This window comes from Methylophaga pinxianii, assembly GCF_020447225.1.
In the GTDB taxonomy this organism is placed as follows: Bacteria; Pseudomonadota; Gammaproteobacteria; order Nitrosococcales; family Methylophagaceae; genus Methylophaga; species Methylophaga pinxianii.
The window spans coordinates 1-19,717 of record NZ_JAJAEO010000139.1; the positions used below are offsets into that span (position 1 = coordinate 1).

A 19,717-nucleotide genomic window follows, 5' to 3' on the forward strand; every position below is an offset into this window, starting at 1 on the left:
ACAGCAAACACCTCATTAAGTATTCAAAGGACGGCGCTGCCGTCCGCGCTATTCATCCCCGCCCTGAACGACGGGGCTTTTCGCGCAATCCGGTAAATCTGTCGTTATGAAGGAATAAAGCCGGTAAAGCAGCGCCATCTGTACAGATAACCGTAAAAACGTCGTCATTTACCGTTTATTTGTCGTTTTAATGCTGTCCTGGCGAACCGTAATTTTGTCGTTATTAAAATGCCAAGCTAAGCTACGAAACGGTCATTCAAGGTAGATAAAGCCTTGCTATTGCTATGTTTAACAACAGGTAACCGTAATTCTGTCGTACTGTACCGTTAATTTGTCGTTTTCAGGCGATAAAATAACGCCGTAAATCTGTCGCACTATCGTTTGTAAAGTATTGATACTAAACACTTTAAAGGGTTTTTGATTTTTATGGTGTCACGCAGCAGTCAATTTGTCGCTGTATGCCGCTTATTTGTCGCTCTAAAACCGTGAATTTGTCTCTGTAGTACCATATTGCTGTCGCTTTGTAACCGTTATGATGTCGTGGTGAAAAGCCGTAAAGTCAGATATAGCAACAAAATCGAGATGGCTAAAACAGTAAAAGCTTTTAAAACAGAAAATAGAAGCAATTTTCTGATTGTCTGTATTGCTGTCTTTTAGGCACATCTCCTTTGTCCAAGATCGACTTACATTCCGTTTGTAACATCTAACAGGCAAAGTACGATCCGAGAAGATGATAGATAAAGCCACCCTTCACATGAAAGGTGGCTTTTTTGCATCAGGCTTGTTTAAGCATGGCGGCATGGCATTTCAGGTTCGCTAAAATCCCCTCAACGCCAATTTCAGGCCGGTTTTTCATCAGCTGAGCCAGAAACAGACTACGAATTTCATAAACGTCACTGGCCGAGATAGGCACGGCGATTTGATGATGGTCTTTGGCAGACATATTCACAAAGTAGTTTTTTCCCTGATTTTCAATCATCAATCGCTTGGTATTGTCTGCACCGTAGTTGGTAAGCTCAACTTTTGGTAATAAACCAAACATCACAGCGGCAACACTGGGTAAATCACTACGAGTGATCTGAATGCGTAATTTTTGATTCCAATTGTACTGGCGAGTGGCCACGGACATCGCACCATCAACGGCAATAGTGGCATTCCCGCCACGGGTTTCATCATAGGCAAAATAGAGTGCTGAATGTCTGCCATAGACATGATGGCCTACAAAATTACGTTTTTCAGTATCGACTTGGTGCTGACCACCAGCAGGTTCTTGGTGTTTTGCTGCAGGTGCATTGGGATGTGCCACTGTTCGGGCCGGTGCTGGCTGATTGATGGTCGATTGCTGGACGGGTTTTGACTGAGCCACTGGCCGTGGCTGTCTGGGTGGGGGTGTATCCATATTATTTTGTGCGGGGGCGGCATCGAGCATCGGTTGACCCTGCGGCTTGTCTGCAACAAAGACTAAATCAGGCTGTTCTTTGTAGTGGCCGATGATACTCAGCACATCATCACGCGCCTTGGCGTTATTGGTGCAATACTCCAACGCTTTCGCAAATAAAGGGACTTTACTCACAACCGCCAGGCCTTTTTGAGACAGGCGTAGGCGAATACCGGCGGTGGCCAGTGTTTGGTTAGTAGATTCAAGAGTAAGCGATGTCATAAAAACCTCCGTTTGATGTGTTTATGACTGTCATATTATAACACATTCATATTCACGCAACCCCATAACCAGCCTGACACTCCGCGCCATGAAAGCTCACATCTTTCGAGCGGTGAAAATCTTTCTATTTTGATTTCCTTTCCTTTTATTTATCGCTTATTTCATTTTATTTACGGCTACGCCGGGTCGTCATGGCAGTTGGAATATTCCTTTGCACGGCTTCGCCGCTAAAGAGTCGAGCGCGATACGATCACATCGGCAGGTCAATTTGGAAAGGTGTGTGCTACGAGAGAGGGAGGTTAGGCTTGCTTAAATGTGTCTATGTTATAATATACCTATTATTAAAACCGAAATAGGGAAGCTGATGGAACACTCCACTGAGTTGATGAGGCTTATCGAACGCTTTGAAGCGGTGTATTTGCCACTTCGCGATCAACAGTTTGCCGTCGCTGACTTTGTTCGGGGGGATACGTCCTATCCGTTCTGGGCACATTTGAATGCCGACAGAAATACGGTGGCACTGTATATCGAAGCGTTGGAGTACTTGGATGACGATGCACAAGCTGGTAGCACAAGCTCTATGCCTGCTGTCTTGGGTGTACCGTATGAGATGCTGGCGGAGGTGCGATCCATAAATGATCTGCGTGATGAGTTGGCCAGATTTCTTCGCAGTACCGACAAGGAATCAACGCTTGAGGGTATGCCTTTGAGCAAGTACTTGCTGGAGAAGGTCGGTTTACGTCGGCTGAATCGTAAAATGGCCGGTCGAACCTTTCGCGTACTTGAAAAACGCCCCGAATCTATCAGTTTTACCTGGTCACAATCAAGAACTATTCTGAAACTCTCCCGTGAACAGGCAATCGAGTCGGCTGCACGAAAAATCAATAAAACGCCGGACAAAAAGCAACGTAAATTGCTTGAGGCTGAGCAATCAAAGCTGATGTTACTGCCAGAAGGTGAAATTCTGGCGCGTGTGAACACGCCTGCGCCTCAACCCAAGGTCAATATCCTCATTGAAGGTGAGCGTATTCCGGTCACAACAGCCCATTTACCGCTGTTTTACCCTGCAAATGAAGGCGATCCATTGCCGGTAATCGTGCCACTCCCTAAAGAATGGCAGCAGAGAGTCCGTGTTAGACGCTCAGATGCATTACTAGAGGCAGAGCCATATTGCCCGCTTTTGAATATTCATCGTTATTTACCGGAAGACAAATTAAGGAAGCAGAAAAAATGATTAAACACACATACTATTCATGTCGGTTGCCCTTATCTTTTGGCGCACGGTATTGGTGTATGCAGCATATCGCGACAGTGAACGCGTCAAGACCCTAAAAGCCTCTGCCGTCAATTGCGTACAAGCTGGATCTCCAAACTGTGACGGGCTTGCTGACAATGGCGTTGCGGTAGAGGTGTCTGTGCACAATGACGCCTATCAGACCGCTATCAAGAACAAAGTGCTGGATGTGAACGACAAGCCACGAAAGCAAATCAAAGCACTCGATGTATTCACTCACCAGTATGCTGCAGAAAATGGCATTTCTTTGCCTGACAGCTATACTTCACGCTGGCCAAAACCCGAAAATGACTGACAAGGAGGTTGACATTGCTCGAACAAAATATCGTCAAATTAGCAAAAGCACGCCTTGAGGCGCTTAAAATCCTTGCACAAAACCATATTGAGTTTTTGGATGTATACGTGCTGTACAGCGAAATTAAAGGGTTAGTAGATCTGCGCCTCATGAACCCTAACCACCTTTCCGATGACGCGGTAAACGAATTGATCCTTGTGGACAATCTGGCCTCACTCACCATGAGAAGCGTTAATCCTGAAGCTATTAAAGTCAGAACGGAACAAGGTGCCCGGTTAGATGAATATATGGTCATGAGTGAACGTGAGCTGGCAGATCTGATATTCAAGCACGGTGGACGTTTTAACAATCCGGACGCCATCTCCGTGGCCATGCACCGGAAGATCATAGATGATGTTAAAAACGAACGCGCATGCTATGAGCGAATTGAGCAGCGGGAAGCTGCCAGTCTGAAAGAATAAGACCAAAAGAACTAGAGTCATCGAATCTGGAGAAACAAATGAAGGTAACCACAGATCAAATCGATTTTCTTGAATCACTAATTGACCAGGGCATTGAACTTGCCGCTACTCATCCAACGATGGGTACGTTCGACATAAGAGCGGATGAAGTGGGTCCCTTTTTAGCCGATCCCGATCTATTCATCGCCACGAGTTTTGGTGTCAGTAAAGAGACGCTTCGGGGTTACAACGAATTCTGGAATGGATTTCAATGTATTGGCACAACCCAACAAGGGGTGCAATGTAAATCCTATGCCCCAAATGGCCATTACGTAGATAGCACAAAACTCTTTCATCCTGCCAACACAAACTGCTATTGTAAAATCCATCAAAAACAGGCCAGAGAAAAGCTGCATTAGATATCTTTACAGCTCCAGCTGTATGCGTCAGGCAAGAGCTGAGAGCTTTGGTTAGACAATGAAAGCGTATTTCTTTAGGAGCAACACTTATCTCGATGCAGTTTAATCCCGAGTCCAGTACGGACGAAATAATGCCCTTCGTAAAGCTCGTCTGTCTGGATATTCATCGCCTTGGATTAGGCGATTCACTTATTTCAGGCTACCTGGTGATGCAATTGGTGTCACTTGCTCAGTCACCACAACGGGGCATAGATTTTCTGTCTGTCCTGGATGTTATTGAGAATATAGAAAAGGTGCCTGCAGAAGCAAGACGGCGTGTATCATCATTCAGCCAGCAAAAAGAGCTTGAAGGGCTGTTTAAGGCCCATTTCTATGACACTGCTTTCATGGTCAAAAACCTTCAACAGGGTCTGGCCAGCCAAAGTGATACAAACAGGAAAGCGATAATTGAAAAATATGGCATCACCGAAGGTCAATCACCATCACCAGAGCAAATCTCAGCACTTACACACGAATTAGTATCGGGGACGTTGGAAGAACGAGCCGAGAATGAAAAAGAAAACACCGGCGGATGGATAGTAATGGACAAGGTAGATGGTCGGTACCGGTATCTTTGTCTAGCTTCACATGAACTGGCACGCCAACAACCAGAGCAGCTCTTAGAGGAAATTGAAAAGGGTAGAGAGTCCATGCCCGATTTTCAGAAAATGTATATCTGGGCAATAAAGCAGTCCAAGCTACAGAAAATAGAGTAAGTAAAGACTAAACAACAACAAAAATAACGTATTAATTGTATGACAACAGGAAAACAGTATGACAAGCACCCAACAACGCGCCGCCCTCCAAAGACAAATCTGGCAAATTGCCAATGATGTTCGCGGCTCAGTGGATGGCTGGGACTTCAAGCAATATGTGCTCGGTACGTTGTTTTATCGCTTTATCAGCGAAAACTTTGCCAGCTACATCGAGGGCGGTGATGACAGCATTCATTACGCTGCACTGAGTGATGACATCATCACAGATGACATCAAAGATGATGCCATCAAGACTAAGGGGTATTTCATCTACCCCAGCCAACTGTTTGCTAATATCGCTAATGGCGCAAACACCAACGAAAGTTTGAATACCGATTTAGCAAACATCTTTTCGGATATCGAAAATTCTGCCAATGGTTATCCGTCCGAGCCGGACATTAAAGGCTTGTTTGCTGATTTTGATACCACCAGTAATCGTCTTGGTAATACCGTTAAAGATAAAAACCTGCGTCTTGCAGCCGTGTTGAAAGGTGTCGCGGCATTAAATTTTGGTGACTTTGAAGGCAGCCAGATTGATTTGTTTGGTGATGCGTATGAGTTCTTGATCTCAAACTATGCAGCCAATGCCGGTAAATCTGGTGGTGAGTTTTTCACCCCGCAGCATGTTTCAAAGCTCATTGCCCAACTTGCCATGCACAAACAAACTAGCGTTAACAAGATTTATGACCCGGCTGCCGGTTCTGGCTCACTGCTACTGCAGGCCAAAAAACACTTTGATGCCCATATCATTGAAGAAGGCTTTTTCGGTCAGGAAATCAACCACACCACTTATAACCTGGCGCGGATGAATATGTTTTTGCACAATATCAACTATGACAAGTTCAATATGATGCTGGGCAATACGCTGACAGACCCACACTTTGGTGAAGATAAGCCGTTTGATGCCATTGTCTCTAATCCGCCTTATAGCGTGAAATGGATTGGCTCAGACGACCCCACACTGATTAATGATGAACGCTTTGCTCCTGCCGGCGTATTGGCACCCAAGTCTAAGGCCGACTTTGCGTTTGTATTACATGCACTCAGCTATCTTTCTAGCAGAGGTCGTGCAGCGATTGTATGCTTTCCGGGCATTTTCTATCGTGGTGGTGCTGAGCAAAAAATCAGAAAGTATCTGGTCGATAACAACTATGTCGAAACGGTGATTTCACTCGCACCAAACCTCTTTTATGGCACGACCATCGCCGTCACCATTCTGGTGCTATCCAAACATAAGAGCGATACCACCACCCAGTTTATTGATGCCAGCGGTCTGTTTAAGAAAGAAACCAATAACAACACGCTCACTGATGAGCATATTCAGAAAATCATGGATGTGTTCGACAGCAAGGAAAATGTTGACCATCTGGCCAAATCAGTGCCGCATGAAGATATTGCAGCTAATGATTACAACCTGTCGGTTAGCAGCTATGTGACAGCTTTGGACACCCGTGAAGTCATCGACATCACAACGCTCAATGCAGAGCTGAAAACCACCGTGACCAAAATCGACCAACTGCGTATGGATATTGATGCCATTGTGGCTGAGATAGAAGGCGAGGAGGCTTAAGGATGAGCAGCGTGAGTTTTATGGAAAAGCTGCTGGATGGGGTTGAAATAGAGTGGAAACTTTTAGGAGATGTTGGTGAAGTTACAAAATTAGCAGGTTATGAATTTACAAAGCATGTTTACTACTCAGATAGCGGTAAGATTATCGCTTTAAGAGGGCTAAATGTTAAAAATGGCTCACTGGAGCTTAAAAATGTTAAATACATTGACGGAAGCGAGTTCTCAAAATTGTCGAGAAGCAAGTTATATAGAAATGACATGCTCTTCACATATGTTGGAACAATTGGTGAAGTAGCATTAGTTGATGAGGATGACAGGTATTATCTAGCGCCTAACGTTGCCAGAATTAGGTTTACTAATGCATCTATAAATCCTGTGTTCATGAGGTACTACTTTCAGACTGATGATTTCGAAAAGTCACAAATTGATCGTTATCTGGCATCTTCATCAATGAAGAATTTAACGATGGCTAATATTAGAAAGTTCAAAATCCCTATACCCTGCCCTGAGGACCCCAAAAAATCGCTTGAAATCCAAGCCGAAATCGTCCGGATACTGGACACCTTCACCGAGCTGACCGCCGAGCTGACCGCCGAGCTGGCCGCCCGTAAAAAACAATACAACTACTATCGTGATAAGTTGTTGACGTTTGAGGAGGGTGAGGTTGAGTGGAAGCCGCTCGGTGAAATTGGTCAGGTTCGTATGTGTAAGCGAATATTAAAATCTCAGACGCTGCCCGAAGGAGACATTCCTTTTTACAAAATTGGTACTTTTGGGAAATCACCCGATTCTTTTATTTCGAGAAGTCTGTTTGAGAAATACAAATCAAAATATAGCTATCCGAGAACCGGTGAGGTCCTGATTTCTGCTAGTGGCACCATCGGGCGTACAGTTATATTTGATGGCGCAGATTCGTACTTCCAAGATAGTAATATCGTCTGGATTGAGAATGATGAAAGACTAGTCCTTAACAAGTTCTTGTTTTATTTCTATCAAATTGCAAACTGGGGCACATCTGAAGGTGGGACAATCAAAAGGCTTTATAACAATAACTTGAGAAAACTATCGATTCCTATTCCACACCCAAACAATCCTCAAAAGTCACTTGAGGAACAAGCCCGAATCGTCTCCATCCTCGACAATTTTGACGCCTTGACCAACTCCATCACCGAAGGCCTGCCCCGCGAAATTGAGTTGCGCCAGAAACAGTACGAGTATTACCGTGATTTATTGTTAAGCTTTCCGAAGCCAGACGAGCAGGCCGCTTGATATGTTGATGTCGCCAGGTAAAGTTACCCCATTAAACGTTGTTTACCGAGCGATTGAGGCGTTTAGCCCCACAGAAAACTGGTTGCTAACTGCAACTTCTAAGAATTGCTTACCAGTTCAAATCGTTAGTCGATTTAATCACTTCTAAGGAAAAGGAGTTTCCGATGGCCAGCAATATTGAGATTTACCAAACTGATGATGGGAAGCTTGAGCTGAACGTTGCGCTTGAGAACGAAACGGTTTGGCTTTCACAGGCGCAAATGGCTGAATTGTTTGGTACAAAACGGCCAGCGATTACCAAGCATTTAAGCAACATCTACAAAGCCGCTGAATTGGCTGAGGAAGACACATGTTCCATTTTGGAACATATGTCAGATCACGGGCAAAAATACAAAACCAAGCTCTACAATCTCGATGCCATTATTTCCGTGGGTTATCGTGTGAACTCAGCGCGTGCAACGCAATTCCGGCAATGGGCTACACGCACGTTAAAGCAACATCTTGTTGAAGGTTACACGCTTAACCAGCGCCGATTGCAAGATCGGGGCGTTGAGTTTGAACAAGCGATTGCTCTGCTTTCTCGTACTCTTGCAAACCAACAGTTGGTGAGTGATGAGGGCGAAGCTGTGCTGGCTGTCATTAACGATTATGCGCGCAGTTGGAGCCTATTGCAGGGTTACGATGAACAAAGTCTGCAAGCGCTATCCAACAAACAAGGCGATATGCATGCGCTGATGCTGGATGACGCATTGGCCGCTATTGGTCAGCTCAAGAGAACGCTAATTGCTAAGGGCGAAGCCACTGAACTCTTCGGCCAGCTCCGAGGAGAAGGCCTAGCTTCAGCGCTGGCTACCATCGAGCAAGGTTTTGGTGACGATCTGTTTTACCCTAATGTCGCGAGTCGTGCTGCTCATTTGCTGTACTTTGTGATTAAGAATCACCCTTTAGCTGACGGTAATAAACGCAGCGGTTCTTTTTTGTTTTTGTGGTATTTGCGAATTAACCAGCATCTGCTAGCCAAGCCTGTTGAAGAATTGATTAATGACAACACGCTGGTAGCGCTGGCCTTATTAGTGGCGGAAAGCCAACCGGTTCAGAAAGAGCTGATGATTCGGCTGATTGAGCATTTTATTCTGCTAAAAACGGATAACTGAGGAAGACATGAGCGAATATAAAACTATCGCCGAGTCAAAGAATTTCATCGTACTCGAAAAATACACCAGGGAATGGGATGCGGTTGAAAGCTACCAAAGCGAAGGTGACTTAGAGCGTGAGCTGATCCAGGATTTGGTCAATCAAGGCTATGAATATCTGCCAAAGCTGAGTAACACTGTGTCCATGCTGGACAATGTGCGAACCCAGTTGCAAACCCTCAATAATGTGGTGTTTTCTGAAGGTGAATGGCGGCGTTTTATCGAGACTTTTCTGGATAAACCCAGTGATGGCATCGTCGATAAAACACGCAAAATTCATGATGACTACATCCACGACTTCACGTTTGATGATGGTCGTATTCAAAATATCTACCTGCTCGACAAAAAGAATGTGGCGCGAAACAAAGTGCAGGTTATCAAGCAATTCGAGCAAGCTGGCAACCACGCCAACCGATACGACGTCACTATTCTGGTCAATGGCCTGCCACTGGTACAGATTGAACTGAAAAAACGCGGTGTGGCGATACGTGAAGCCTTTAATCAGGTGCATCGTTATAGCAAAGAGAGCTTTAACAGTGATAATTCGCTCTATAAGTACCTGCAGTTGTTTGTGATTTCCAATGGCACCGACACCCGCTATTTTGCCAATACCACTCAGCGAAACAAAAACAGCTTCGATTTCACCATGAACTGGGCAAAGTCTGACAATAACCTGATTAAGGACCTAAAAGACTTCACCGCCACTTTCTTCCAGAAAAACGTGCTGCTAAAGGTGCTATTACATTATTCAGTATTTGATACCAGCGATACGCTGCTTGTCATGCGTCCTTATCAAATCGCCGCCACTGAGCGGATCTTGTGGAAGATAAACAGCTCGTTTGAGGCCAAAAAATGGAGTGAGCCGGAAAGTGGAGGTTTTATCTGGCATACCACAGGCTCCGGCAAAACCCTGACCAGCTTCAAAGCGGCGCGTCTGGCTACAGAACTTGCGTTCATTGAGAAGGTGTTTTTTGTTGTAGATCGCAAAGACCTCGATTATCAAACCATGAAAGAGTATCAGCGTTTTTCACCTGATAGCGTCAATGGCTCTGACAGCACTGCAGGTTTAAAGCGAAACCTAGACAAAGATGACAACAAAATCATCGTCACCACCATTCAGAAACTGAACAATCTGATGAAAAGCGAGGGTGATCTGCCCGTTTATAACAAACAGGTAGTGTTTATATTCGATGAATGTCATCGCAGTCAGTTCGGAGAAGCCCAGAAAAATCTAAAAAAGAAATTCAAAAAGTATTATCAGTTTGGTTTTACTGGTACGCCTATCTTCCCTGAGAACGCATCCGGTTCTGAAACGACCGCCAGTGTCTTTGGCAAGGAATTACATTCTTACGTCATCACTGATGCTATCCGAGATGAAAAAGTGCTCAAATTCAAGGTGGACTACAACGATGTCCGAGTGAAGTTTAAGGCCATTGAAACTGAGCAGGATGAACAAAAACTCAATGCTGCAGAAAACAGGGAAGCCTTGCAACACCCTGAGCGAATTCGTGAAATTTCTGAATATATTCTGAAAAACTATCGCCAGAAAACCCATCGACTGCAACCTGGTGCCAAGGGCTTTAATGCCATGTTTGCGGTGAGCAGTGTTGAAGCTGCCAAGCTCTACTATGAGTCCCTGAATAATCTTCAGAAAGACAGTGAGAAACCACTGAAAATCGCCACTATCTTCTCGTTTGCAGCCAACGAGGAGCAGAATATGGTGGGCGCTATACCTGATGAGAGCTTTGATGTCTCGGCCATGAATAGCAGCGCCAAGGAGTTTCTAAACGCGGCAATAGCTGACTATAACGCTTATTTCAAAACCAGCTTCAGCGTAGACAGCAATGGCTTTCAAAACTATTACAGAGATTTGGCCAAACGGGTTAAGGAAAAAGACATTGACCTGTTGATTGTCGTGGGCATGTTCCTAACTGGCTTTGATGCGCCGACACTCAATACCTTGTTCGTTGATAAAAACCTGCGCTACCACGGACTGATGCAGGCCTTTTCGCGTACTAACCGCATTTATGATGCGACCAAGACCTTTGGCAATATCGTCACATTCCGCGATTTGGAAAAAGCCACCGTGGATGCCATTACGTTATTTGGTAATAGCAACACCAAAAACGTAGTACTGGAGAAAAGCTACACAGAATACATGGAAGGGTTTACCGACGCCGTCACCGGTGAGGCCCGACGCGGCTTTATGGATGTGGTGCATGACTTGGAGCAGAAGTTTCCAGACCCAGCCAACATTGAAAAAGAGGCCGACAAAAAAGAATTTGCCAAACTCTTTGGTGAATATCTGCGCGTTGAAAACATCCTGCAAAACTATGATGAGTTTGCCAGCCTGAAAGCGTTGCAAGATGTAGACATAAGCGATCCACAAGCGGTCGTAGCATTTAAGGCTGAGCATTACCTTAATGATGAGGATTTTGCCGCGCTGCAGACCATCAGAATGCCGGCTGAGCGTAAAGTCCAGGATTACCGATCAACCTACAACGATATACGAGACTGGCTGCGCCGTGAGAAGGCAGGGGAAGAGCAATCCAAGTCTAAGATTGACTGGGATGACGTGGTGTTTGAGATCGACCTGCTTAAATCTCAGGAAATTAATCTCGACTATATTCTGGAACTCATCTTCGAGCACAACAAGAAAACCACAAGCAAAGCTGAACTGGTTGAAGAAGTGCGACGGGTGATAAGAGCCAGTCTTGGTAATCGCGCTAAAGAGAGCCTTGTGGTCGATTTTATCAATCAGACCAACCTCGATGAGCTGGGTGATAAGTCTGGCGTAATTGAAGCCTTCTTTGCTTTTGCCCAAGCAGAGCAGCAGCGGGAGGCTGATGAGCTTATAAACCAGGAGAGCCTGAACATAGAAGCAGCCAAGCGCTACATCACCACATCACTCAAACGCGAGTACGCCAGCGATAATGGAACTGAGCTGAATACCATTCTCCCAAAAATGAGTCCGCTGAATCCGCAGTACCTCACCAAGAAGCAAAGTGTATTTCAGAAGATCGCCGCGTTTGTTGAAAAGTTTAAAGGCGTAGGTGGCAAAGTTTAGCTAAGAAGCTAATGAAATCATAATTAAGATTTATAGATGGCGGGGGATTGGTTCATGGATGGAACTATGGTTTTTTCATCTTTTTTGTCAGGCATATTGCTCATTTATTCTGGTAAGCAATATGGTGGAGTAGACAACAATAATTTCACAATACAAAAATCGAGGGACTGTCTTTAACCTCCATGCCGCTTGATATTCAAACCAATCGATGCCGCTACCATCCGACAAATTGATTCAAAAACTACGGGCATTACTAAGTTAAAGTTGGACTAGATGTTGGATGCAGATCAGCTAGTTCATGAACGAGACTATGCGGATGTACTTTGCGAATCCTAAAGCCGTCCTGCCCGTTCTGAGAAATGGTGAAGTGGTTTTACTGCCCTGGGGAAGAAGGCTTAATCAGGAGGGAGTTCTGCCTGCCACCGGCTGGGCAAAACTGGAATCGATCTATGGTGGCATTTGGGAGAAATATCACCCCATTCCCGTAAAAATACCGGCGTTAAGCTTTATGGAGAAAGACTTTGAAGGTCATGGACATTGGTATGACTTGCAAAAAGGGCAGTTTATACAGGGGTTGGTGGCAAGAGCAATGAACAGCAATGAACGACGAGTGTATGTCGTGACGCTAGAGCCAGAATTAGAAGATAATCAAATTCATGCCCGGTGGCCAAGAGTTGTTCAAGCAGGTGAGCCAAGTCGCAGACGTGAATAATATCTACTGCTTGACAACTGAAAAACACTCCTCCAGAATGAAACCATTCTCGTCTGTAATTATTTGCAGACTGAATCGCTAGCAGAACGAACTTTCTGCTCTCAATTAGATATGTCTACGGATGTATCAATACTCCTCAAAGTATTTCACAAAAGAGTCTGTCTTCTACGGAGGACAGACATTTGAAATGTAGTTCCCAATAGTTTTTTAAGAAAGTTTAGGCCTTATCGCAAAGCCTTCCTGCGGGATGATTTTGCCATAAGGTTTTTTCAAGCAATTTTCATGTTGCTTGTGAAGTGAACGTCGGCACTAACCGACACTCAATCGTTGTGATCTAAACTGCTCACAACACTACCCTCGGGGTCAGATGAATATCGGCCCTGGGCGGATAATGTCATTTGGCCCCTTTTTTGTTTTAAAGGAGCGTCAAATGAGCAATCACGAAGATTTTCCCGCTTTAGGTAAAGATGCTTGGACATTCGATATTCCGAGTGCTGAGCCGTGTCGTCTATTTTTGACAGAGCAAAACAATACGCCAACGCAAGTTTGGTTTATGGCAAGCGATGGCAAGACTAATGACGATTTGGCGCTGTTTGCGAAGCTGCTAACACTCGACCTTCAGCAAGAGATGCCAGACAAAGTACAGGAAAAACTGAACATGCTGGCGGGTGTTGCCGGCATCGGTTTCAGAATGGCTTTTCCACCTACGGGTGAAAAGCAGATGATGAAAGGCCAAGTAAGCGCCATTGCAAAACTACTTCTGTATAGAGGTGGTTTTATGATGACGGATACTCCCGAACTGCGTCAGCAGCATAAGGGAGATATCTGGAGTGTGGATGTCTTAAATCCGTACTCGCAAACGGTTTTCACCATCAAGATCTCAGAGCCAATGGTTGAAGGCCGTAAACGTCCTGTCAGTATCTGGCTGGAAGGTCATAACCCTGAAATATTGGATGGGCTATGTGCTTTGCTCTCAGCAGATATGGTGAAGGATTTATCACGACTTGCCATCAAGCTGAAGGCATTGCTCGAACCCCAAACCTCTATGACAGGCATGACTGAGTATCGACTCGACAATTTGAGCGCGTATATCGCTTACGTGTTGTTGAGCCGTTATGAAACTCACTTCTACATGGACAAACGCATTAATGTTATGCCGTATGTAAATGTAGTGTCGTTAAATAGCAATAAGTCATCCAATGAGCGTAGTTTTTCACATGTATTGGAGGTTGGCTGAGAGTCCTAAAGAGTTGCCCTTGCGGCGGCTCTTTTTTTAGATGCATTGTTAATCAGTGCCACTAAGAAAAGGGTTTCTGCGCTGAATACTTGTTATTCAGGCTGAAACGTTAAGCAGTAGCGTTAATTACTGCTCTCATGGGTGTTTGACCAAGGTTGAACACTGTAATTCAAGTCCTGCCCTCAATGGGAGTGTAGGAAACCCTTTTTAGGAGAAGTTTATGTCAGTCAATAAAGTGATTTTAGTTGGTCGTCTGGGTGTTGATCCGGAGTCGCGTGCATTTCCAACAGGTGGCAGTATCTGCAATCTGCGAATTGCAACCTCTGAGTCCTGGAGAGACAAACAAACAGGCGAACGACAGGAAAGAACGGAATGGCATCGGGTAATTCTGCGTAATAAGTTAGGTGAAATTGCACAGCAGTACCTGAAGAAAGGCGCACAGGTCTATATCGAAGGGCGTATTCAGACGCGTAAATGGCAAGATAAAGGTGGTAATGATGTTTATACCACTGAAATTGTCGCATCTGAAATGACCATGTTGGACAGCAAATCGAATGCAGGCTCATCTGCAGGAGATATGCCACCACCAGCTGGTGGCCATAACGATATGGATTACAATCCGGGTGATTACGGTAGCGGTGAAGACTACTACGGTTAAGGAGGCACATCATGGCTGCAACTAACTCAAAAGTAGTTCATATCCAAAATCAAAACGGTGAAACGAATCAGTATGTGAAAGTCTCTGCCCGTGTACCTGAGTTTTTAAAGGTATATGGTCCAGATAAAGGCTATCGCGTATTGGCTCATTCCACTGACTACCTGGACTTTGCACAGGGCCGAAAGGAACTGTGCATTGCACTGGCAGCACAAGGGAAGCTTCCTGAGCAGCATATAAAGGAGCTGATGGATGAGCGTAAAGTTGTCTTCAAGTCGCAATTAGTGGACAAAGAGGGCAACGTGGTCGCGGAGAGTTCTGCAATCAAACCAATTTGGAATCTTAAAGATTACGAATCCGGTGAGACGGCAGCTTTTCAACGATTACTCGCTCGTTTGGGATTTGGTGGCGATGTCTTTGATTCAGATGAAGACAATGACATGAATTCCCAAGGCCTTGCCTTTGATACTGTAAGTGATGCGCCTAGTCAAAGTCAGACAGTGGTCATGCAACCTGTTGCGGTAGAAACACCTCGCAACGAGCCAGAGCCTGCTGAACCTGCCGAGACTAAGACCGTCAGCTCTACGGAGAAGACGGAACCAGCCACGCCTGTCCAACAACGACAGACAAATGACACAAGCACCAGTCGCGGTGTAAAAGCAGACCCGACCAAGGTCCAGCCCGCACAACGACGCCAGCTTGAATCATTGGCCAGAGTGAAGGGTGTAGATTGCCCTGTTGTGAATACTGTTGAAGAGTTTCGCAATGCACTGTTACATCTGAAAGGTTTACCTTTACTCACTTGAAAAAATTAAAACCCCTGCCGATTTCGGTGGGGGTTTTTCTTTTATCAGTCTGATCCAGTTATCCAAAAGTCGATTAATCCTACTTCATGGTAGTACTGGTAAAGTTTCCATCCGAACTTGATTATGATGAACCAACCTTTATTTCGCTCTACTTCTTTATTGTTATTATCCATTGATACCTCATTTAACATCAGCCACAACCGGGCTGTTCAAATGTATTTATCGTTTTGGATCGTTAAGTGTTATTAAGCCGCTTTACGCAGTTGTGAATTGGCCTCCACGCGAAGGTCATACCTATCTGTCATATTTCATTCACATTTTCTGTGGATAAGTCTGTCAGTAACCACATAAGGACGTTGGCCAGTCGAAAAGAAAGTCCGCTGGTTAAATATTGAGCAACGTGATCCAAGGCGTTGACACCCATCTGTTAAATTGGTATTTTCGTATCCAAATATCGCTTCCTGCGATTCTTGGCTCCCGCCAGGCTCAATAAGATACGTCCACTGGCCGTACTCTCAGCTCGAAAGAGCAAATCCGATTGAAGTAAATTTTTTCACGCAGAAATCTTTTGTGTGTCTGCACGTCTGTACGTTTTTTTCGTGCCTCCAGACCAAAGGTTTCTGATCGACATTTATTTGTCGATTGAAAGCGGCTTGCTGACCGTTTAATCAGCACTCAATCACCCTTCAGGGCACACAAACTGCCCTGTAGGGATAGCTTTGTCTGTGCCATTCCGAAGGATTATCAATTCAAGGAGGCACAAATGAAGTTTAAGACGCTGAGACGTGATGAAGTCCTGCAAGAGATCATCAAACAAGCGGGTGCAAATGCAGAATTTAAAGTATCCCGTGTAGATCAGAAGGACGACCATGTTACTCGCGCCATGTGGGCGGGTGACAAGTTAGTAATCATTCTCGAAAAGGCACGCAAAGTCGTGGGCTATAACCTTTTCAGCAGATCCCAACAAAAACGAGCTAAAAAATATTCGCATGCTTTCCTCGAAGAGAAGCGGATTTTGTGGCAAAGGAGTGAGCAATGATTCTCAGTCCTAGCCGAGTTCAGAAGGGTCAGACTTGCATGAAGCAGGTCTGGTACCACTACAAGTTGGGTATAAGACCAAAGGTTACTTCAGCAAACCTTGCTTTCGGTAAAGCGGTGGATGACACCGTGATGGATTACTTAAAGGCAGCAACGCTGGGGAATCGGATTTCTTCCATTGAGGATGTCTTTCTAAGACATTGGAAAAAGCAGTCATCAATTTCACTTGAGTATTCGTCTACACAGTCGGAAAAAAAGCTGAGAGAGATGGGTGCTGCGATGGCTGGGAAGTTTCCAGCTGCGTGGGAGGAGTCTGAGCTGATGGTTTTTATCATGCCAGATGGTTCACCTGCATTGCAGGTCGAACTCGCAGTTCAGATAGCACCGAGAGATAGTTTGCGGGGTTATCTGGATTTAATCGCTATGGATCAGCTTGGCAGAGTCATCATTATCGACATCAAAACAACCGGTGTTGCCTATGATGATTTGTATGTTCGTCAATCCGATCAGTTAACGGCGTATCAGCTGCTCGTAGATAGTCATGCGCAGACGTTAGGGATAGAACAGGCCGACCAGGTTGGTTTCATGTGCTTGCACAAGAAAAAAGACCCGGTTATCCATTCTCCTCAAATCGTTGACCGCAGACCGTCAGATCGAGTCTCGGAATACATTCAGACCTGTCAGTGGTTTGTTAACGACTACAACAATGGGCGGTTTAACCGCAGCCCGCTTGGAGCCTTTAACAGTCCTTGTTCAATGTGTGACTTTAACCGGTTATGCAGTGAGGGATGCACTGAAGATTTGGAGATTCCAGACAAAGCGAAGATTGCCCTGCAACTGGCAGCATAGGAGGAAGAAGGATGATGATGCAATTAGCGTTAGATTTCGACCTTCTACCTCTCAACAAAGAATCTTGGGACATTACCGAGGAGCTTATTGAGGGGCTGCACGAAGAGTTCTACATCCGAAGCATTGAGCAAATGCGTGATTCTGTTCGCGGAGGCGAGCAGTGGCAGGAGTTAATGGCTTGGTTGGACGAACCCATCGTTAATGATAATCGCCCCTTTAGCTTTGCAACATGTTGCAAGGTGATAGGGATCGAAGATCCGGAAGCGAATCGCGACTCAATTAAAAAATATCTGGCTATGTGAATAGTTAGAAATCGTTTCACCCCTTGGGGTGGTTTTATACCACCACCCCTTCGGGGGTGGTGTTATTTCAATTTGGAGATAGCACATGAAAACAATGCAATACGATATCGGTTTAACATTTGGCATCGAGGCAGCAAAGGGACAATTTATTACTGGGTACGAACCGGGTTCACAGTATGTTCCAGTCGCTGAAGCTAATTATCGTTTTGACAAAGGTGTTTTACGAGATCTGATGGTCTGGTGGAACATGAACCTGGCAGGCGTCAATAAAGACGGCATGTATTTGTTCGGACCTACGGGCGCGGGTAAATCGGCTGCTTTAGTGAACTTTTGTGCATTACTGAATATACCGATGTATGAAAAAACGATATATGAAGGCATGGAGTTTGACGTTCTGATGGGCCGTACTGAAATCGTTGGTGGTGACACTGTATTTATGTATGGTGTTGTGCCATTGGCGATGGGTGCAGAAAATGAACCTGGAATACTGGTGCTCAATGAGATTGACCGAGCAGATGATGCAGTCTTAACTGGACTGTATGAAGTATTAGCAGGGCGTCCTTTGGTTCTGGATGCAGCTGGTCATCATGTCGTAAAACCTGACGATGCATTTTGTTTTGCAGCAACAGGTAATACGAATATGGCCGGTGCTAGTGATGATTACAGTAATGCCAATAAGCAAGACCTGGCATTTGTTGATCGTTTCTGGAAAGTATCTGTGGGCTACCCGGAAAAAGAAGTGGAAGTAGGCATTCTGAAATCAGTGGAACCGGATTTATCCGACGAGCTGTGCGAAAAGATGGTTGATGTTGCAAATGACATTCGCAATCTGCACACCGAAGGGGAAAACCGGATACCGTTGACCATGAGTACACGGACGCTTTTACGCTGGGGACATATGACCAAAGCTTATCACGGGTTTAGCCGTGCAATAGAAGATTCACCTATTGCATACGCGTTGGACCGGGCACTACTTAATGTAGCTGACCGACCAACCCGAGCGGCCATTATCGAAGTTGCTGAATTGCACATCGGTGATGCCTGGACAAGTGGTTCTGCTCAAGCAACGACTGGAAATGGAGGTAAATCATTCAATGACTGATTTGTATGATCTCTACCGAAACGACAGTCCAGCTGGTCAAGGGACAAAAGACTGGGCCGTTAAAGTCACAGCAGCAAACGAGCTTACCGTTATGTTTGGTAAGACCGGCTCCAAGCTGCGTACCAGGGTGCTTAAATTAAACCCTGGCACGGATGCGAGGAGCGAGCTGATTCAGCGTTCAAGCCAAAAACTGAGTGAAGGTTACTCACTGATTGGTAAGGCGCGTATCGACGACAAGGGCAATGTCACGTTAGCTCAGGATATCGAGCAAGCAACGTGGAGTTTGTCTGAGTTGGACGAGGTGGAAGTGGAAACCGCATTGAAATCACTGGTTGATGACATTGTGGAATACAGCTTCGACACTGGCTTTAATATGTTGCCGATATCGGCTGAATATGACGCAAACCTGAAAGGAGCCATCATTTCGTGTGATGGCTTGCTTCCAACGGGAGGCTGGCAAATCGCAAGAGATGCTGGATTAAGCTTCCTATCAGGGGGGAAAGTCATGGGGGGTGGCAAGATCGATTACTCGCTACAGCTTTTGCTGCTGGTGGGTTTATCAAAAAAGCTCCCCGATGGCAGCGTTACAGCCGTAGCGTCTAAAGGGCAGACTGATCGTGATTTAATGCCAAGCAAGCGAGGCCTACCGGCTGACTTTGTTGAGGGATTAGAGCTACCGAGAAGCTATGTTCGAGAAGTCGCACAGGCAATTGGCATAATAGCCAAACCAGTTCAGATTTTATCTCAGGAGGCTGTCAGTACGCCGACAGCTATTTGTTTTTAATTCAATTGAGCCGTTCCCTTTGGGGAGCGGCTTTTTTGTTTGTAACGATAACCGGCTTGGACCAATATCCGGTTATTCATAGCCCTCTGCTTCAAAACTCACTATCCTCAAAATCCTCACGAAAATCCTTACTGATGAGCACTAAAATGAAGCAAAAAACAGCAGTTTGTACCGTTATTATTTCTCTTTTACTTTCAAGTACTTACGCTTTGGGGGGGGGGGGGGGGGTATC

At 45.2% G+C, this 19,717-nt stretch carries 19 protein-coding genes; 18 read left to right on the top strand and 1 reads right to left on the bottom strand.

Annotated features, from left to right (window positions below):
- Positions 1-775: 775 nt before the first annotated feature.
- Positions 776-1,660 (bottom strand): hypothetical protein, encoded by an 885-nt coding sequence (locus LGT40_RS02620; RefSeq protein WP_226069766.1) that lies wholly within the window; start codon positions 1,658-1,660, stop codon positions 776-778.
- Between the two features lie 364 nt (positions 1,661-2,024).
- On the opposite strand from LGT40_RS02620, the gene LGT40_RS02625 reads away from it, so the two are divergent.
- From LGT40_RS02625 to LGT40_RS02710, 18 genes are all read left to right on the top strand, one after another.
- Entirely contained in the window at positions 2,025-2,894 is an 870-nt protein-coding gene (locus LGT40_RS02625; RefSeq protein ID WP_226069767.1) for a DNA replication terminus site-binding protein, read from the top strand.
- 19 nt (positions 2,895-2,913) lie between these two features.
- The gene (locus LGT40_RS02630; protein ID WP_226069768.1) at positions 2,914-3,249 is read left to right on the top strand and encodes a hypothetical protein; all 336 of its coding nucleotides are present in this window, start codon (positions 2,914-2,916) and stop codon (positions 3,247-3,249) included.
- 14 nt (positions 3,250-3,263) lie between these two features.
- Positions 3,264-3,710, top strand: a complete 447-nt coding sequence (locus LGT40_RS02635; protein WP_226069769.1) for a hypothetical protein — start codon at positions 3,264-3,266, stop codon at positions 3,708-3,710.
- Positions 3,711-3,748: 38 nt separating this feature from the next.
- Positions 3,749-4,108 carry a hypothetical protein gene (locus LGT40_RS02640; RefSeq protein ID WP_226069770.1) on the top strand — a complete coding sequence of 120 codons (360 nt, stop codon included), beginning with the start codon at positions 3,749-3,751 and terminating at the stop codon, positions 4,106-4,108.
- 131 nt (positions 4,109-4,239) lie between these two features.
- Positions 4,240-4,863, top strand: a complete 624-nt coding sequence (locus LGT40_RS02645) for a hypothetical protein (protein WP_226343151.1) — start codon at positions 4,240-4,242, stop codon at positions 4,861-4,863.
- A 58-nt stretch (positions 4,864-4,921) separates the two neighbouring features.
- Positions 4,922-6,472: a type I restriction-modification system subunit M gene (locus tag LGT40_RS02650; RefSeq protein WP_226069772.1), complete on the top strand. Its 1,551-nt coding sequence runs from the start codon at positions 4,922-4,924 to the stop codon at positions 6,470-6,472.
- 2 nt (positions 6,473-6,474) lie between these two features.
- Positions 6,475-7,740, top strand: a complete 1,266-nt coding sequence (locus tag LGT40_RS02655; RefSeq protein WP_226069773.1) for a restriction endonuclease subunit S — start codon at positions 6,475-6,477, stop codon at positions 7,738-7,740.
- A gap of 164 nt (positions 7,741-7,904) precedes the next feature.
- A complete protein-coding gene (locus LGT40_RS02660) occupies positions 7,905-8,894 on the top strand; it encodes a virulence RhuM family protein/type II toxin-antitoxin system death-on-curing family toxin (RefSeq protein WP_226069774.1) in 990 nt (329 codons plus the stop codon).
- A gap of 7 nt (positions 8,895-8,901) precedes the next feature.
- Positions 8,902-12,000, top strand: coding sequence for a type I restriction endonuclease subunit R (locus LGT40_RS02665; RefSeq protein WP_226069775.1), 3,099 nt, complete (start codon positions 8,902-8,904; stop codon positions 11,998-12,000).
- A gap of 298 nt (positions 12,001-12,298) precedes the next feature.
- On the top strand, positions 12,299-12,712 hold the full coding sequence (locus LGT40_RS02670) for a hypothetical protein (protein ID WP_226069776.1): 414 nt from the start codon (positions 12,299-12,301) through the stop codon (positions 12,710-12,712).
- Between the two features lie 430 nt (positions 12,713-13,142).
- On the top strand, positions 13,143-13,949 hold the full coding sequence (locus LGT40_RS02675; RefSeq protein WP_226069777.1) for a hypothetical protein: 807 nt from the start codon (positions 13,143-13,145) through the stop codon (positions 13,947-13,949).
- 220 nt (positions 13,950-14,169) lie between these two features.
- Positions 14,170-14,607, top strand: coding sequence for a single-stranded DNA-binding protein (locus LGT40_RS02680; RefSeq protein WP_264177802.1), 438 nt, complete (start codon positions 14,170-14,172; stop codon positions 14,605-14,607).
- An 11-nt stretch (positions 14,608-14,618) separates the two neighbouring features.
- Entirely contained in the window at positions 14,619-15,410 is a 792-nt protein-coding gene (locus LGT40_RS02685) for a hypothetical protein (protein WP_226069778.1), read from the top strand.
- 763 nt (positions 15,411-16,173) lie between these two features.
- Positions 16,174-16,449, top strand: a complete 276-nt coding sequence (locus LGT40_RS02690) for a hypothetical protein (protein WP_226069779.1) — start codon at positions 16,174-16,176, stop codon at positions 16,447-16,449.
- Positions 16,446-17,297, top strand: coding sequence for a PD-(D/E)XK nuclease family protein (locus LGT40_RS02695; RefSeq protein WP_226069780.1), 852 nt, complete (start codon positions 16,446-16,448; stop codon positions 17,295-17,297). Before LGT40_RS02690 ends, LGT40_RS02695 begins: the two co-directional genes overlap by 4 nt.
- Before the next feature lie 11 nt (positions 17,298-17,308).
- The gene (locus LGT40_RS02700) at positions 17,309-17,599 is read left to right on the top strand and encodes a hypothetical protein (protein WP_226069781.1); all 291 of its coding nucleotides are present in this window, start codon (positions 17,309-17,311) and stop codon (positions 17,597-17,599) included.
- A gap of 85 nt (positions 17,600-17,684) precedes the next feature.
- Positions 17,685-18,701: an AAA family ATPase gene (locus LGT40_RS02705; RefSeq protein WP_226069782.1), complete on the top strand. Its 1,017-nt coding sequence runs from the start codon at positions 17,685-17,687 to the stop codon at positions 18,699-18,701.
- Complete coding sequence (locus tag LGT40_RS02710; RefSeq protein ID WP_226069783.1) at positions 18,694-19,485, top strand: hypothetical protein; 792 nt, start codon at positions 18,694-18,696, stop codon at positions 19,483-19,485. Before LGT40_RS02705 ends, LGT40_RS02710 begins: the two co-directional genes overlap by 8 nt.
- Positions 19,486-19,717: the final 232 nt, after the last annotated feature.

Bases quoted from the DNA above. Each gene is read 5' to 3' on its own strand.
- LGT40_RS02670 (WP_226069776.1), top strand. From the start codon at position 12,299: ATGAACGAGACTATGCGGATGTACTTTGCGAATCCTAAAGCCGTCCTG.
- LGT40_RS02665 (WP_226069775.1), top strand. From the start codon at position 8,902: ATGAGCGAATATAAAACTATCGCCGAGTCAAAGAATTTCATCGTACTC.
- LGT40_RS02625 (WP_226069767.1), top strand. From the start codon at position 2,025: ATGGAACACTCCACTGAGTTGATGAGGCTTATCGAACGCTTTGAAGCG.
- LGT40_RS02620 (WP_226069766.1), bottom strand. From the start codon at position 1,660: ATGACATCGCTTACTCTTGAATCTACTAACCAAACACTGGCCACCGCC.
- LGT40_RS02630 (WP_226069768.1), top strand. From the start codon at position 2,914: ATGTCGGTTGCCCTTATCTTTTGGCGCACGGTATTGGTGTATGCAGCA.
- LGT40_RS02685 (WP_226069778.1), top strand. From the start codon at position 14,619: ATGGCTGCAACTAACTCAAAAGTAGTTCATATCCAAAATCAAAACGGT.
- LGT40_RS02675 (WP_226069777.1), top strand. From the start codon at position 13,143: ATGAGCAATCACGAAGATTTTCCCGCTTTAGGTAAAGATGCTTGGACA.
- LGT40_RS02705 (WP_226069782.1), top strand. From the start codon at position 17,685: ATGAAAACAATGCAATACGATATCGGTTTAACATTTGGCATCGAGGCA.
- LGT40_RS02695 (WP_226069780.1), top strand. From the start codon at position 16,446: ATGATTCTCAGTCCTAGCCGAGTTCAGAAGGGTCAGACTTGCATGAAG.
- LGT40_RS02660 (WP_226069774.1), top strand. From the start codon at position 7,905: ATGGCCAGCAATATTGAGATTTACCAAACTGATGATGGGAAGCTTGAG.
- LGT40_RS02690 (WP_226069779.1), top strand. From the start codon at position 16,174: ATGAAGTTTAAGACGCTGAGACGTGATGAAGTCCTGCAAGAGATCATC.
- LGT40_RS02710 (WP_226069783.1), top strand. From the start codon at position 18,694: ATGACTGATTTGTATGATCTCTACCGAAACGACAGTCCAGCTGGTCAA.
- LGT40_RS02680 (WP_264177802.1), top strand. From the start codon at position 14,170: ATGTCAGTCAATAAAGTGATTTTAGTTGGTCGTCTGGGTGTTGATCCG.
- LGT40_RS02655 (WP_226069773.1), top strand. From the start codon at position 6,475: ATGAGCAGCGTGAGTTTTATGGAAAAGCTGCTGGATGGGGTTGAAATA.
- LGT40_RS02640 (WP_226069770.1), top strand. From the start codon at position 3,749: ATGAAGGTAACCACAGATCAAATCGATTTTCTTGAATCACTAATTGAC.
- LGT40_RS02645 (WP_226343151.1), top strand. From the start codon at position 4,240: ATGCCCTTCGTAAAGCTCGTCTGTCTGGATATTCATCGCCTTGGATTA.
- LGT40_RS02700 (WP_226069781.1), top strand. From the start codon at position 17,309: ATGATGATGCAATTAGCGTTAGATTTCGACCTTCTACCTCTCAACAAA.
- LGT40_RS02650 (WP_226069772.1), top strand. From the start codon at position 4,922: ATGACAAGCACCCAACAACGCGCCGCCCTCCAAAGACAAATCTGGCAA.